Genomic DNA, 14,399 nt, shown 5'->3' on the forward strand with positions numbered 1-14,399 from the left:
CATTCTTCAGGAGACACGCAATGCACAACGCCCCCCATGCGGGCGCTGCGGGGACGACTTCGCCCGCAGTGCCGCCATTGCTCGAAATCGACGCCGTCACGCTGCAATACAAGACCGACGACTATCTCGTCACCGCCGCCCAGCAAGTGAGCTTCAACGTCTACCCGGGCGACCGCTTCGTGCTGCTCGGCCCGTCCGGCTGCGGCAAGTCGACGTTGCTCAAGGCTATCGGCGGTTATCTGCCACCGGTTCACGGCGAAATCCGCCTCAAAGGCCGCACGATCACCGAACCCGGCCCGGACCGCATGATGGTGTTCCAGGAGTTCGACCAGCTCCTGCCGTGGAAAACCGTGCGCCAGAACGTGGAGTTCGCGCTCACGGCGAGCGGACGCCTCAAGGGACGTGAAGCTGCCGAGCGGGCCGCCCACTACGTCGAGAAAGTCGGTCTGGCGAAGTTTATCGACAGCTATCCGCACACGCTCTCCGGCGGCATGAAGCAACGCGTGTCCATTGCACGCGGCATGGCGATGGAGCCGGACGTCCTGCTCATGGACGAGCCGTTCGCCGCCCTCGACGCCCTCACCCGCCGCAAGATGCAGGACGAACTGCTGCGTCTGTGGGACGACACGCGCTTCACCGTGTTGTTCGTCACGCACGGCATCGACGAAGCGATCCGCATCGGCACGCGCATTCTGCTGCTCTCGCCGCATCCGGGTCAGGTCAAGGCAGAACTCAACAGCATCGCCCCCGAGCAACTCGGCACGGCGCATCAGAGCGAGCTTGAGACCCGCATCGATCAACTGCTGTTCGCGACCCACTGAGGATGACGGCCATGAATGCTATCCCTTCGCAATCCGCCACGTCGGCATCCCCTACCCCGATCGAACCCGTCTACCGTCCGGAGTTCGTCCTCGAACCGGTGCAGGCCGAACTGTCGTCCATCCAGCGACCGCTCTCCACCTTCGAGACCCTTTATCGCCTGAGCTGGCTGCGCAAGACCGTGATTCTGTGCGTGCTGGCCATCATCTGGGAAATCTACGGACGCTGGCTCGACAACGCCCTCCTGTTCCCGAGCTTCACCGACACGCTCGCCGCGTTCACGAGCGGTCTGACGAGCGGCGTGCTGCTGCTGCGCGCTGTCGTCTCGCTCAAGACGCTGCTCATCGGCTACGGCATCGGGATCGCACTCGCTGCTGTACTGACGACTGTCGCCATCAGCTCGAAGATCGGCAACGATCTGCTGGAAACGCTCACCGCGATGTTCAACCCGCTGCCCGCCATCGCCTTGCTGCCGCTCGCGCTGATCTGGTTCGGACTGGGCAACGGCAGCGTGATCTTCGTGCTCGTGCACTCGGTGCTGTGGGCCGTGGCGCTCAACACGCACAGCGGGTTCCGGGGCGTGTCGAAAACGCTGCGCATGGTGGGCCAGAACTACGGGCTGAAGCGCTTCGCGCTGGTACAGCACGTGCTGATCCCGGCGGCATTCCCGAGCATTCTTACGGGCCTGAAAGTGGGCTGGGCGTTCGCATGGCGCACCCTGATCGCTGCCGAACTCGTGTTCGGCGTGTCGTCCGGCTCGGGTGGCCTCGGCTGGTACATCTTCGAGAACCGCAACTCGCTGGAGACGGCTAACGTCTTCGCCGGGCTCTTCTTCGTGATCCTGATCGGGCTGGCCGTCGAGAACCTGTTGTTCGCCCGTATCGAGAAGCGCACGTTGCACCGCTGGGGTATGCAGCACTGACACTCGGAGCGGACCGGATTTTCGGCCTGCTCCGATTGACGCCCTTTTTCATGGGCATGAATAATTCGAACAACACGGAGACAACATCATGAACCGACGCAATTTCGCCCGCTGGGCGAGCGCACTCACGCTCGCCGCGACAACCGCCCTGTCAACGCTCGGCAACGTGGCGCACGCCGAAGCGAGCACTGTCCGCCTGTCGCATGGCTACGGCATTCTGTATCTGCCGCTGATGGTCATGCGCGATCAGCATCTCGTGGAGAAACACGCGAAGGCACTGGGGCTGGGCGACGTGAAGACGACGTGGACCATTCTCGACGGTGGCAACGTCATTAACGACGCGATGCTTGCGGGCAACCTCGACGTCGCAGGCACGGGCGCGCCGGGCTTCGTCACGCTCTGGTCGAAGGCGCACGGCATTCCGCGCTCGGAGGTGATCGGCCTGTCCGCGCTGTCGACCGGTCCGCTCTGGCTCAATACGAACAATCCGAACATCAAGTCGCTCAAGGACTTCACGTCGAAGGACAAGATCGCGATTCCGGGCATCAAGACGTCGCTGTCCGCCGTGCTGCTGCAAATGGCTGTGGCGAAGACGTTCGGCATCGAGAACTACGCGAAGCTCGATCCGCAGACGGTCAGTCTGAGCCATCCGGAAGCCGTGAGCGCGCTGCTCTCGGGCAAGACGGAAATTACGGCGCACTTCACTTCGCCGCCGTTCTCGTATCAGGAGCTGAAGGATCCGCGCATCAAGCGCGTGCTGAATTCGACGGACGTGCTGGGTAACATCACCATCGACGTCGTGTTCGCGCCCAAGCAGTTCACCGTCCAGAATCCGAAGCTGGTGCAGGCCATTCTGGCGGCGCAGGAAGAGGCGGCGGCGTACATCGCCAAGGATCACGTGGGCGCAGCGCAGACCTTCCTTCGCGTGTCCAAGATCAACCTGCCGCAAGCGGAGATCGAGCAGATGCTGGCCGACCCCGGTCTGCAATTCACGACCACGCCGAACGGGCTGATGCAGTACGTCGAGTTCATGAGCCGCGCGGGCACGATCAAGACACGTCCGGCGAAGTGGAGCGATCTGTTCGTGCCGCAGATGGCAGCGCGTCAGGGAAGCTGAGGGAGTGAGGGATCGCGGCGCGTCGAAGGTGTTGACGCGCCGCTGAGTCAGGCGGTGGTCGTGGCCACGATCGTCGCCGGTAGTGCACCTCGCAGCGCATTGCACACGACGATGGCTTGCGCCGAGCGCAAGTCGTCATGCGTAATGACAGCTTCGACGGCGGCCCACGACGGATCTTCCAGCAGCACGCTGCGCATCACCCCGGGCAACACGCCAGAGGACAACGGTGGCGTCATCCAGATGCCATTGCGTTTGACGAACACCGTGCTGCGCCCGCCTTCCGTCAATTCGCCCCGGTCGTTGAAGAACAGCACGTCGAACGCACCTTGCGCTTCGGCCGTTCTCCAGGCGGCGTCGTAACGCGCGCGCACCGTGGTCTTGTGGCGTAGAAACAGATCGTCCGCGCGGGTGGTTTGAGAGGCATCGGCCAATAGCACTTTCACTGTGTCGCCATGCAGCGGTGTGAGCACACCGTGCGTGATCGCCGCCGTGCCGTTGTGAGACAACGCGAGGCGTACCCGATGGATGTCGTCTTCGCTCAGCGTTGCAACCACCGCATCGAGTTGTTCGCGCAATGCCGCTTCGTCAAGCGTGAAGCCGAAGTACTGCGCAGACTTCTGCAAGCGCGACAGGTGTCGTGCGAGATGGGCGACGCCGGAGGCGCGGGTCGCCTGCATCGTCTCGAAGAGTTCAAAGCCGGGATCGAGCGCGCTCAGGAAGCGCGCCTTGAGTCGGCACTCGTCGCGTTCTTCATCCGCCTTGCTATCCAGTACGATCCCCGCGCCGACGCCCAGACGTCCGCGACGCATGCCGCTCGCGCCCGGCGCATCGAGTTCGAGCGTGCGAATCGTGACCGACATGCAGAAGTCGCCCAGCGCCTGGGGATCGTCACTGCGGGCGTCGAGCCAGCCGATTGCGCCGGTGTAAAGACCGCGTGGCGATGTTTCCAGTGCACCGATCAACTGCATCGTCCGATGTTTCGGCGCGCCCGTGATCGAACCGCAAGGGAACAAGGCGCGCAGCACGTCGGCCATCGAGGTCGTGTCCGGCAACGTTGCGGTGACGGTCGACGTCATTTGCAGGACGCTGGCGAAGCGCGTCACTTCGAACAGCTTCGGCACTTTGACCGAACCGGATGTCGCGAGACGCCCGAGATCGTTGCGCAGCAAGTCCACGATCATCAGGTTCTCGGCGCGGTTCTTTTCGTCGGCGGCGAGCGCCGCGCTGCGTTGCGCGTCGATGGCGGCATCGCCGCACGCCGGTGCGGTGCCCTTCATCGGACGCGCCTCCACCTGACCGCGCGAATGCCGCAGGAACAACTCGGGTGACAACGAAAGGATCGCACGCCCCGCAACGCCTCGCGCACCGGGCAGCATCACGAGTGCGCCGTAAGGCACCGGCTGACGCGCGCGCAAGCGGCGATACAACGCGACCGGCGAGCCGAACGCGTCGAAATTCAGACGGTACGTGTAGTTGATCTGATAGCACTCGCCTTGTGCGAGCCATTCGTGGATGCGGGCGATGGCGTCGTCGAAGGCGGCGTCGCTCACGTCGCTCTGCAATGCGCCGATGCCTGCAACGCCAGGGGCGGCGGGCACACCACTTTCACCGTTGTCCTGCCAGGCGTCGGCATCGCCTCCGGCGTCCACCCACTCCTGACGCGCCAGCCACGTCTGCGTCTGCGCGGCGTCGAGCCGCTGCATCTCGGAGAACAGCATGGCACGGAACTGGCCCGGCGCACGGCGCGTCGAGACCGTATGCACGCCACCGAGGCGCACACCGAATTCGTAATCGGCCAGCAGCACGGCGTGCAGGCCGTGACGCGTGGCGTCTTCTACTTCGCGGAGCGCGTCGGAAAGCACAACGGGCTCGTCGCAAGTTACCTCGCGCACGAGCCCGGTGTACAGACGCGCCCCACCGGCCGGATCCGCACTGTCGTCCAACAGCGCGAACGCGGCCAGGGGCGCTTCACTTTGCATGGAATTACTCGAAGAACTGCTTGACGCGGTCGAACCACCCCTTCGACTGCGGGCTGTGGCGTGCACCGCCTTCTTTCAGCGAAGTGTCAAAGTCGCGCAGCATCTGCTTTTGCGCATCGTTGAGCTTGACCGGCGTTTCCACCTGCACGTGCACGTACAGATCGCCCGGATAGCTCGCGCGCAGACCCTTGATGCCCTTGCCACGCAGTCGGAACGTCTTGCCCGTCTGCGTGCCTTCGGGCACTTCGAAGGTGGCCTTGCCGTGCAGCGTCGGTGCGTCGATGTCGCCGCCGAGCGCCGCCGTCGCGAACGAAATCGGCATCTGGCAGTGCAGATCGTCGCCATCGCGCTCGAACACGTTGTGCGCCTTGATGTGGATTTCCACATACAGGTCGCCCGCAGGACCGCCATTCACACCCGGTTCGCCGTTGCCGGACGAACGAATGCGCATGCCGTCTTCGATACCCGCCGGGATCTTGATCTCCAGCGTCTTGGTCTTCTTGATCTTGCCCGAGCCGTGGCAGTTGGTGCAGGGCTCAGGAATGTACGAGCCCGTGCCGTGGCACTTCGGGCAGGTCTGCTGAACGCTGAAGAAACCCTGCGACATGCGCACCGAACCCGCCCCGTTACAGGTCGGGCAGGTCTCGGGCTTCGTGCCCGGCTTTGCGCCGTTGCCGTGACAGATCTCGCATTCGTCCCAGCTCGGCACGCGAATCTGCGTGTCGAAGCCGTTCGCGGCCTGCTCCAGCGTGATCTCCATGTTGTAGCGCAGATCGGCACCGCGATACACCTGAGGACCGCCGCGGCCACCACGGCCACCGGGGCCGCCCTGACCGAAGATATCGCCGAAGATGTCGCCGAACGCGTCTGCGAAGCCGCCGAAGCCCTGACCGCCCGCACCGCCGAAGCCGCCCATGCTCGGGTCGACGCCCGCGTGACCGTACTGGTCGTACGCCGCGCGCTTCTCCGGCTCGGAGAGCATCTCGTAGGCCTCTTTGACCTCTTTGAACTTGTCTTCGGCGTCCTTGCTGTCCGGATTGCGGTCCGGGTGGTACTTCATCGCCAGCTTGCGATACGCCTTCTTGATCTCTTCGTCCGAGGCGTTCTTGGCGACGCCAAGGACTTCGTAGTAATCACGTTTGGCCATAACTCTTTCCAATGTTGGCGCATGTCGCCATCAGGCAAAAAGCCGGGTCGACATTCCCCTTGCGGAGAACCTCGATACCCGGCCCACACGCGGTGCACCTTTCGATGCCCCGCGCGCCATGCACGCTTTACTTCTTGTCGTTGACTTCCTTCACTTCGGCGTCGACGACGTTGTCGTCATGCGACTTGCCCTGCTCGGCACCTGCGGCACCCGCAGCACCGGCTTGCGCCTGCATGTCGGCATACATCTTCTCGCCGAGCTTCTGGCTTGCCGTACCCAGTGCTTCGACCTTGGCATCGATGTCGGCCTTGTCCGAACCGCGCAGCGATGCTTCCAGTGCCGTGATCGCCGATTCGATCGCTTCCTTCTCCGAAGCTTCGATCTTGTCGCCGTACTCGGTCAGCGCCTTGCGGGTGCTGTGCACCAGCGCATCGCCCTGGTTACGGGAGTCGGCCAGATCACGTGCCTTCTTGTCTTCTTCGGCGTTGAGCTCGGCGTCCTTCACCATTTGCTCGATCTCCGCATCCGACAGGCCCGAGTTCGCCTTGATGACGATCTTGTTTTCCTTACCGGTGGCCTTGTCCTTCGCACCGACGTGCAGAATGCCGTTGGCGTCGATGTCGAAGGTCACTTCGATCTGCGGCGTGCCGCGTGCTGCCGGCGGAATGCCTTCGAGGTTGAACTCGCCCAGCGACTTGTTGCCGGCGGCCATCTCGCGCTCACCCTGATACACCTTGATCGTCACGGCCGGCTGGTTGTCGTCCGCCGTCGAGAACACTTGCGAGTGCTTCGTCGGAATCGTGGTGTTCTTCGTGATCATCTTCGTCATCACGCCGCCCAGCGTTTCGATACCGAGCGAGAGCGGGGTGACGTCGAGCAGCAGCACGTCCTTACGGTCGCCCGACAGCACCGAGCCCTGAATCGAGGCACCTGCGGCCACGGCTTCGTCCGGGTTCACGTCCTTGCGCGGGTCCTTGCCGAAGAACTCCTTCACCTTCTCCTGCACCTTCGGCATACGCGTCATACCGCCGACCAGAATCACGTCGTCGATGTCGCTGACCTTGACGCCGGCATCCTTGATCGCCGTGCGGCACGGTTCGATCGTGCGCGTGATCAGCTCTTCGACCAGCGCTTCGAGCTTGGCGCGCGTGATCTTCAGGTTCAAGTGCTTCGGACCCGAGGCATCCGCCGTGATGTACGGCAGGTTGATTTCGGTCTGCTGGCTCGACGACAGTTCGATCTTGGCCTTTTCAGCGGCTTCCTTCAGGCGTTGCAGCGCGAGCACGTCCTTCGACAGATCGACGCCTTGTTCCTTCTTGAACTCGCCGATGATGTAGTCGATGATGCGCTGGTCGAAGTCTTCGCCGCCCAGGAACGTGTCGCCGTTGGTCGACAGCACTTCGAACTGGTGTTCGCCGTCCACATCCGCGATTTCGATGATCGAGATGTCGAACGTGCCGCCACCCAGGTCATACACCGCGATCTTGCGGTCGCCGCCTTCCTTCTTGTCCAGACCGAAAGCCAGTGCGGCAGCGGTCGGCTCGTTGATGATGCGCTTGACTTCCAGACCGGCGATGCGGCCTGCGTCCTTCGTGGCCTGGCGCTGGCTGTCGTTGAAGTAGGCCGGCACCGTGATCACGGCTTCCGTGACCGGCTCGCCCAGGTAGTCCTCGGCGGTCTTCTTCATCTTGCGCAGCACTTCGGCGGAAATCTGCGGCGGGGCCAGCTTTTCGTTGCGTGCCTCAACCCAGGCGTCGCCGTTATCGGCCTTGACGATCTTGTAGGGCATCAGCGCGATGTCCTTCTGCACTTCTTTTTCTTCGAAGCGGCGGCCGATCAGGCGCTTGACGGCGTACAGCGTGTTCTTCGGGTTGGTCACGGCCTGGCGCTTAGCCGGCGCACCGACCAGGATCTCGCCATCGTCCATGTAGGCGATGATCGACGGCGTGGTGCGAGCACCTTCCGCGTTTTCGATGATCTTGACCTGATTCCCTTCCATGACGGCCACGCACGAGTTCGTGGTGCCCAAGTCGATACCGATGATTTTGCCCATTTAAATTTCTCCTAGCGTCCTTTGCGTCTTTCCGTCGGGCGTGTCGCCCATTCAATTCATTGATCTGCACGGGATATGGGTGCAGCCGGGAACATTTCAAGACCCTTCTTGCAGCCCGGTTTTGCCCCCCGCCGCCACGATCTTCTCGCGTGCGGCGGCCACCGCCAGCCGGAACTGGGGCAGGCCCTGCCAGCCGGTCGCCCGGCCAAGCTTCTTCCCTGCATGGAAGAAGAAAAACGTCGGCACCCCGTGCAGCGCGAAACGGCGGCCCAGCGCCATATCGGCGTACACGTTGGCGTGAAACCAGCGCAGCCCGAGGGCTTCGATGGCCTCGCGCTGCGCGAGCATGGTCTTCTTGGCGACTTCGCAGTTGAAACAATCGACGCCCCAGAAGAACACTACGGCGAGGTCGTCCCCCGCCGTGCGTAGCCCTTCGTCGAACGTCGCGGCGGTCAGCTCATGCATCGAGAACGCCTCGAACGCCGTGCCGTCCACCCCTTTCATGCCCGGAGGATCGCCTGCCATGATGGTAAGCCTTTGAATCGATGCCTCTGCGCGTGCAGCGCCGCCACATCCGACGCCGCTATCCGCGCCCGGTCATACGGCCCGACGGCGGACGAGCAACCTTTCCATGATGGAATGGTTACATCACCCGCCTCGGCCGGATGACGTCGAATTACTTGCCTGCGGCGACCGTCACCAATGCCGGGCGCAGCACGCGGTCGGCAATCAGGTAACCCTTTTGCAGCACGGCCACGACCGTGTTCGGCTCCTGTTCGGCCGGCACCATCGAGATCGCCTGATGCTGATGCGGATCGAACTTTGCGCCCGTCGGGTCGATGACCGACACCTTGCTGCGCTCCAGCGCCGACACGAGTTGACGCAGCGTCAGCGCCACGCCCTCTTGCAGCTTGGCCACATCGCCGCTCTTGTCGGCGGCGGCCGCTTCGAGGCTGTCGATGACCGGCAGGAGGTTCTCGGCAAAGCTTTCGACGGCGAACTTACGCGCCTTCGACACTTCCTCTTCCGCACGGCGGCGGATGTTTTCCATCTCGGCGCGGGCGCGCAGCGCCTCGTCGCGCATGGCCGCCGCTTCTGCCTGAGCCGCCTGGAGTTGCGCCTCAACCGAGGGCAGCGCGTCGTTCGCGCCCGCAGCGTCGGTCGGGGCCGCTTCGGCCTGGGACGGAGTCGGCTGGTCGGGGGTGTTTTGCTGTTCAGTCATGAGTTGAGTCGTCAAAAGGTTCTTGCAGCGCACCACGACGATGCGCCGCCGGTTCAAATCCCTTTGGATAGTAGGGGCGTTCACACCGATTTCAAGAGCGGGCGGGCATTCTGTGCGCCACATCGGTGCGCGCGGCGTGCCGGTAAATATCCGGTTACACGCGTTACGAGTCCTCTATTGTATCGGCCGTTGCTGCGACCTAACATGAATTACGGTCCGACGAATGGATGTGCCTATCCGATTGACCATTCGACGGACCCGGCCGCTCACCGGACACCCCCCGTCCGGTGAAGTGTTCTTAAGGAGCGCATCATGAAGCTGCCACTGGCTGTTGTCTTCATCCTTGCGTTGGTGACGACGGTAACGATTACGATTTGCCTGTCCGGCGCAGTCACCCGGCGCGACACCGAGTACGGTGGCGTGCGGGCGGTGCTGCATCACTATGTGGAAGTGCCGGGCCTGACGGGGCATTCGTCGAACTCGAATACCGGAATCCCAACACGCTGATCGCCCCCCGGGGTGCACGATCCTTTGCGGTCGTGCTCGGTGCCGTTCCCCGGACGGTTCCAGCTGAGTCGCTCGATTCGCCTGAGTCGACTGAGACGGAACACCTGATTCACGCTCCACCCCCTGCCCGCCGCTGTGCAATATGCCAGCGGCGGCGTTCATTCAGGCGTTGAAAAGCTTGAGGGACGGGACGGACGCCCCTTACTCGCCAACACCACCGAGACGACGGCGGTCGCGCTTGGTCGGACGTCCGTGCATCTGCGCCGCCGGTTCCTGGAACAGACGTCGGCGCTCGCTCTCGTCGGCACGCGCCCGAATGCTCGCTTCGGTCTCTTCGTACAGCGACTGCGCGACCGGCGCGGAGCCACGGACCTCGGCAATCGCCTTGATCTTCACTTCCCAGCGCGTACTGCCGTTGTCGACCGACACGACATCGCCGGGACGCACATCGCGCGCCGGTTTCACACGGGCTTCGTTGCAAAGCACGCGGCCACGGTCGACCGCCTGCGTGGCGAGCGAGCGCGTCTTGAAGAAACGCGCCGCCCACAGCCATTTGTCGATCCGCGTAGCGGCGTGCGGAGAATCGTCTACCTTGACCGTCACGACCGTGCTCCCGCTTCTCCGTGCGCGCCTTCAGACGGCGAGGCTGTCTGCGCCTGGGTCTGCATTTGCGCCTGCGCGGCGGCAGCAGCGGCCGCACTGGCTTCCTCGAACGCGGCCACAGCCGCCACCTGACGCTGACGCGTCGACGCCACCGCAGCCGCCGAGGCATCGGCCTCGCCCTGAGGCGAGAGCACCGGCCAGCCTTGCAGATGACGCGCCGCGATCTCGCCGAGCGCCGTAATCCAGGCGCTCGCACCGTTCAGGCAAGGAATGAAGTGGAATAACTTGCCGCCCGCCGTCAGGTAAGCCTGACGTCCTTCCATATTGATTTCTTCGAGCGTCTCGAGACAATCGGACGTGAAACCCGGGCAGAACACATCGACTCGCGGCGTGCCACCCCGGCCGAGTTCTTCGAGCGTCGGCGCCGTGTATGGCTGGAGCCATTCGGCCTTGCCGAAGCGCGACTGGAAAGTGAGACGGCACGTGGTCTCGTCCAGACCGAGGGCGGCGGCAAGCAGACGCGCCGTCTTCACGCACTGATCGTGATACGGATCGCCGAGATCGAGCGTGCGGCGCGGCACCCCGTGGAAGCTCAGCAGCAGACGCTCACCGGCAGCAAAGTCCGGTCGACCGTTTTGCAGCCAATAGCCTTCGACCTGCTGACGCAACGCCTCGATGTACGCGGGATGATCGTGATAGTCGCGCACCGTACGCACGTCGGGCTGATTGCGCAGGCGGCCAAGCACGCGGAACACGGCGTCGCTCGCGGTGGCGGTGGTGCTGCTCGAATACTGCGGATAGAGCGGCAGGACGAGAATCCGCTCGACACCGTTCTGGCGCAACGCACGAATGCGCTCGGGAATCGACGGATTGCCGTAACGCATCGCGTAGTCGACCACGACGTCATAGTCGTTCGCATGCAGCAGCGCGCGCAAGGCGTTCGTCTGATGCTCGGTGTTGACCTTGAGCGGCGAGCCGTCACGGGTCCAGACCGTCGCATATTTTTGCGCCGACTGACGTGAGCGGAAGGGCAAAATCACCAGCCGCAGCAACGGTTGCCACACCAGCGACGGGATTTCCACGACGCGCGGGTCCGACAGGAACTCGCGCAGGTATCGGCGTACGGCCGCAGGACGCGGCTCGTCGGGCGTACCGAGGTTGATCAGCAGTACGGCGGTCTTGCCGGACTGGCCATGCGAAATAGGTTCGGGATCGAAGCGCATGGAACGTACTTTACCGCAAACACGGGGCGCATCCGGCGTCTGTCATGCCTGACGATACCGCCGGAATGCACCCTCCGTCGGCCAGTCCACAGCCGGACGGAGGGGCATGACGGTCATCTGGGCAGGTGGGCCATCAACCGTGCCGATGCTCGTCGTCGTGAGACGACCGATGCTCGGCACTCGGATGTTCCTCATGCGCGGGCGCGCGCGCCCCTTCCGGTTTGCCTTCACGCTGCGTGGGTTGCGGGTGCGGCTGCGCCTGAGGACGTTCCTGCTGAGGTTGCGGACGCGGTGCGGGTTGCGCATGCTCCACCGGCGGCTGCGGACGTGGCTGCGGTTGCGCCTGCTGCTGAGGCTGCGGTTCGGGACGCGGCTGCGCCCGTTCCACCTGCGGTTGCGGCCGTGGCTGCTGGAACTGCTGCGGCTCCGGGCGCGGCTGCGTCTGCCATTGCTGCGGACGGCGGGCCGGTTCGGTCGCCTCCGGTTGTTGCTGTTGACGTTGCGGTGCGGGCGTCGCTTGTCCGCCGCGCGCTTCCGGCTGTGCAGTAGGTGATTGGGGCGATTGCGGTGATTGGCGACGCATTTGCATCTCGCGCTGCGCGGCGTCATGCCCCGGCTGTGGGACGGCTTGCGGCGCTTCGCCGCGTGGCGACGGCTGCCCCTGCCCCTGAATCGCACCGTTCACACCCGGCGGATGCGGAACACCTGAGGGCGCGGGCTGACGCTCGGCGGGTTGGGATTGCACCGCCGATTGCCCCGGACGATTCTGATAAACGCCGTGTCCCGGATAGCCGGGATTGGCAGGTTCCGCCGGAACCCCCGGCGTTCCCGGCACACCGGGCTGCCCCGGTACGCCAGCATGCCCCGGTGCTCCCGGGACACCCGGCTGTCCGGGCACCCCCGGCGCGCCGTGCATCGGCGGCACAGCGCCGGTCGCAGGCAAGCCGCCATGCCCTGCTGTCGCCCCGGCGGCACCGGTCGCGCCCAGCGCAGGCTGCGCGGGCATCGCACCGTTCGTGCCAATCGGTGCACCGACCGGCCCATGCGTGCTGACGACCGTCACACGGGGCGCGATGCGTGGCTGGCCATTCGGAGCATTCGTCCCGTTCGCTCCATTCGGACCGCCCGCGCCAAGATTGCGCACTTGCTGCCCGTTCTGACCGAACACCAGCGGCGCACCGCCCGCGTTCGGCACGGCGTGCAACTGGCTCGTCAGCTCACGCGACGGCATGCCGCGGGCGACCGGCGCACGCGTCGCCAGCACCTGCCGGTTGAACACACCTGCGGGCGGCGCCCCTGCTGCCGGACGGCTGTTACCGAACACACTTTGCTGCACCGGGGCTACGCCCGGCGTATTGCCGACGCGCCACGTCTGCGCACCGCGCGGGGCTGCCAGCGCGGTCGGTGCGCCCACGGGGCGTCCCTGCACGAAGGCCTGCGCGGGCATCGTCGACACAGCGCCCCGCACGTTGCGGTTCACATAGACGTTGTTGATGGTGGTGGTGTTGATGTTGTTGGTGATATTGGTCGTACGAATGTTCGTCGAGCGATTGATGTTCGTGATGTACGACGAACTGGCGTGATACGCCGGACGGTACGGGTCATGCGGCCCAAGCGCGAACCACGCGAGCCCCACGCCCCCGGCCGCGAACGACACCCCCCACTGATTGCCGCCGCTGCTACCGCTGACCCAGCCAACCAGCGCGGGGGCATACACCGGACGCACCGCCACCGGCCCCGGCACCCAGCACCAGCGGGCATCCACGTAAGCCCAGCGTCCGTAGTGATACGGCGCGAAGCCCCACGGCGCATCGTCCACCCACGTCCAGCCCCACGGGTCGACCCAGACCCAGTGGCCCGTGCGGTAAGGCGCCCAGCCCGACGGCATGTTGGACGGCACCCACACGGCGCCGTAGCTCGGCGTTTCCTGCCACGAGCCATAGTCGTCCAGACTCTCGAAGCCGGTCATGTCGCGCGGCACGTAACGTGCGGAGACGGAGGCGTCTTCACGTGCGTCGCGATCGCGCATCCACTGATCGAAAGCGTCGGCCGTGAGCGGGCCGGTCTGCTGCTGTGTCAGGTTCTGACCGACGAACGCGACCCGTTGCCCTTGCTGGAGCGGGACCGACGCCCCTTGTCCGTACGCCGTGCCCGCACCGCGCGAGACGCTCACCGTCGTGACGCCGTTCGGATCGACGTCCACACGATATTCACCGGCCTGTTGCGGCACGAACGCCAGATTCGGCGTATCGATCTCGTAGGGTTGATTCGGATCGAAGCTGCGCAGGCGCACACCGACGGTGCCCTGCGTTACGTTCAGTTGCACATTCTGGTCGGTGACGGCGGACAGCGTCAGGCTGGTCGACGCGCCCATACGCACCGCCGTGCCGCCCACGTGCATCTCGGCCCGGCTGTTGCGGTCGACCCAGATGGCATCGCCCGTCGTAAGCGGACGGTTGCGGTCCGCATAGCGCCACTCGCTCGTGCCTGCGGGGGCGTAGGTGACGGTGCCGTCGAACTCGGAGAGACGCGCGACGCGCCCCGGCGGATCGGCGCTCTGCGCTTGTGCCAGTCCTGGCGCACCGACGGCGCCCAGCAGACCCAGCGCCAGCCCGACGCCAAGGGAGCGGACCGTCGTCCGCCAGGAGATCAGGGATTTCATAAACACTCCGGGCCCTTTCGGTGGGCATGCCGTGCGCGGCTTGCAGGCGTTGGCGATCAGCCACCTTGTTGTTCTGTCCGAATCCTCCGGCGAGTCCGATGACAAACTCGAACGACCTCGCCGCAAGTGACGCTTCAAGCCTAAG

At 64.6% G+C, this 14,399-nt stretch carries 12 protein-coding genes; 4 read left to right on the forward strand and 8 right to left on the reverse strand.

Annotated elements, in window-relative coordinates; all coding sequences use genetic code 11:
* The first annotated feature begins 20 nt into the window (after positions 1-20).
* From ACIQWO_RS20675 to ACIQWO_RS20685, 3 genes are all read left to right on the forward strand, one after another.
* Entirely contained in the window at positions 21-821 is an 801-nt protein-coding gene (locus ACIQWO_RS20675; RefSeq protein ID WP_402828334.1) for an ABC transporter ATP-binding protein, read from the forward strand.
* An 11-nt stretch (positions 822-832) separates the two neighbouring features.
* A complete protein-coding gene (locus ACIQWO_RS20680) occupies positions 833-1,741 on the forward strand; it encodes an ABC transporter permease (protein WP_402828337.1) in 909 nt (302 codons plus the stop codon).
* 88 nt (positions 1,742-1,829) lie between these two features.
* Positions 1,830-2,858, forward strand: a complete 1,029-nt coding sequence (locus ACIQWO_RS20685) for an ABC transporter substrate-binding protein (RefSeq protein ID WP_150576199.1) — start codon at positions 1,830-1,832, stop codon at positions 2,856-2,858.
* A 47-nt stretch (positions 2,859-2,905) separates the two neighbouring features.
* Here ACIQWO_RS20685 and ACIQWO_RS20690 read toward each other — a convergent pair whose 3' ends face one another.
* The 5 genes from ACIQWO_RS20690 to grpE all read right to left on the reverse strand — a co-directional run bounded on the left by ACIQWO_RS20690 (position 2,906) and on the right by grpE (position 9,259).
* Complete coding sequence (locus ACIQWO_RS20690; protein ID WP_402828340.1) at positions 2,906-4,837, reverse strand: chorismate-binding protein; 1,932 nt, start codon at positions 4,835-4,837, stop codon at positions 2,906-2,908.
* 4 nt (positions 4,838-4,841) lie between these two features.
* Positions 4,842-5,984 (reverse strand): molecular chaperone DnaJ, encoded by a 1,143-nt coding sequence (gene dnaJ, locus ACIQWO_RS20695; RefSeq protein WP_402828343.1) that lies wholly within the window; start codon positions 5,982-5,984, stop codon positions 4,842-4,844.
* A 127-nt stretch (positions 5,985-6,111) separates the two neighbouring features.
* Complete coding sequence (dnaK, locus tag ACIQWO_RS20700) at positions 6,112-8,037, reverse strand: molecular chaperone DnaK (RefSeq protein ID WP_402828346.1); 1,926 nt, start codon at positions 8,035-8,037, stop codon at positions 6,112-6,114.
* Between the two features lie 96 nt (positions 8,038-8,133).
* Positions 8,134-8,562: a thioredoxin family protein gene (locus ACIQWO_RS20705; protein ID WP_402828349.1), complete on the reverse strand. Its 429-nt coding sequence runs from the start codon at positions 8,560-8,562 to the stop codon at positions 8,134-8,136.
* Positions 8,563-8,713: 151 nt separating this feature from the next.
* Complete coding sequence (gene grpE, locus ACIQWO_RS20710; RefSeq protein WP_402828352.1) at positions 8,714-9,259, reverse strand: nucleotide exchange factor GrpE; 546 nt, start codon at positions 9,257-9,259, stop codon at positions 8,714-8,716.
* A gap of 312 nt (positions 9,260-9,571) precedes the next feature.
* Between grpE and ACIQWO_RS20715 the strand changes: the two genes are divergently transcribed.
* On the forward strand, positions 9,572-9,766 hold the full coding sequence (locus ACIQWO_RS20715) for a hypothetical protein (RefSeq protein ID WP_267919884.1): 195 nt from the start codon (positions 9,572-9,574) through the stop codon (positions 9,764-9,766).
* Between the two features lie 201 nt (positions 9,767-9,967).
* Here the strand turns inward: ACIQWO_RS20715 and ACIQWO_RS20720 are convergent, their stop codons facing one another.
* The 3 genes from ACIQWO_RS20720 to ACIQWO_RS20730 all read right to left on the reverse strand — a co-directional run bounded on the left by ACIQWO_RS20720 (position 9,968) and on the right by ACIQWO_RS20730 (position 14,254).
* Entirely contained in the window at positions 9,968-10,369 is a 402-nt protein-coding gene (locus ACIQWO_RS20720) for an RNA-binding S4 domain-containing protein (RefSeq protein ID WP_402828357.1), read from the reverse strand.
* Entirely contained in the window at positions 10,366-11,592 is a 1,227-nt protein-coding gene (gene hemH, locus ACIQWO_RS20725; protein WP_402828360.1) for a ferrochelatase, read from the reverse strand. The genes ACIQWO_RS20720 and hemH overlap by 4 nt, the downstream gene beginning before the upstream one ends.
* Before the next feature lie 133 nt (positions 11,593-11,725).
* Complete coding sequence (locus ACIQWO_RS20730; protein WP_402828363.1) at positions 11,726-14,254, reverse strand: DUF6600 domain-containing protein; 2,529 nt, start codon at positions 14,252-14,254, stop codon at positions 11,726-11,728.
* Positions 14,255-14,399: the final 145 nt, after the last annotated feature.

Source organism: Pandoraea sp. NPDC090278 (genome assembly GCF_044772185.1).
In the GTDB taxonomy this organism is placed as follows: domain Bacteria; phylum Pseudomonadota; class Gammaproteobacteria; order Burkholderiales; family Burkholderiaceae; genus Pandoraea.

What these genes read in the sequence shown, in the direction of transcription:
- ACIQWO_RS20675 (WP_402828334.1), top strand. Translation starts at nt 21, where the DNA reads ATGCACAACGCCCCCCATGCGGGCGCTGCGGGGACGACTTCGCCCGCA.
- ACIQWO_RS20680 (WP_402828337.1), top strand. Translation starts at nt 833, where the DNA reads ATGAATGCTATCCCTTCGCAATCCGCCACGTCGGCATCCCCTACCCCG.
- ACIQWO_RS20685 (WP_150576199.1), top strand. Translation starts at nt 1,830, where the DNA reads ATGAACCGACGCAATTTCGCCCGCTGGGCGAGCGCACTCACGCTCGCC.
- ACIQWO_RS20690 (WP_402828340.1), bottom strand. Translation starts at nt 4,837, where the DNA reads ATGCAAAGTGAAGCGCCCCTGGCCGCGTTCGCGCTGTTGGACGACAGT.
- dnaJ (WP_402828343.1), bottom strand. Translation starts at nt 5,984, where the DNA reads ATGGCCAAACGTGATTACTACGAAGTCCTTGGCGTCGCCAAGAACGCC.
- dnaK (WP_402828346.1), bottom strand. Translation starts at nt 8,037, where the DNA reads ATGGGCAAAATCATCGGTATCGACTTGGGCACCACGAACTCGTGCGTG.
- ACIQWO_RS20705 (WP_402828349.1), bottom strand. Translation starts at nt 8,562, where the DNA reads ATGGCAGGCGATCCTCCGGGCATGAAAGGGGTGGACGGCACGGCGTTC.
- grpE (WP_402828352.1), bottom strand. Translation starts at nt 9,259, where the DNA reads ATGACTGAACAGCAAAACACCCCCGACCAGCCGACTCCGTCCCAGGCC.
- ACIQWO_RS20715 (WP_267919884.1), top strand. Translation starts at nt 9,572, where the DNA reads ATGAAGCTGCCACTGGCTGTTGTCTTCATCCTTGCGTTGGTGACGACG.
- hemH (WP_402828360.1), bottom strand. Translation starts at nt 11,592, where the DNA reads ATGCGCTTCGATCCCGAACCTATTTCGCATGGCCAGTCCGGCAAGACC.
- ACIQWO_RS20730 (WP_402828363.1), bottom strand. Translation starts at nt 14,254, where the DNA reads ATGAAATCCCTGATCTCCTGGCGGACGACGGTCCGCTCCCTTGGCGTC.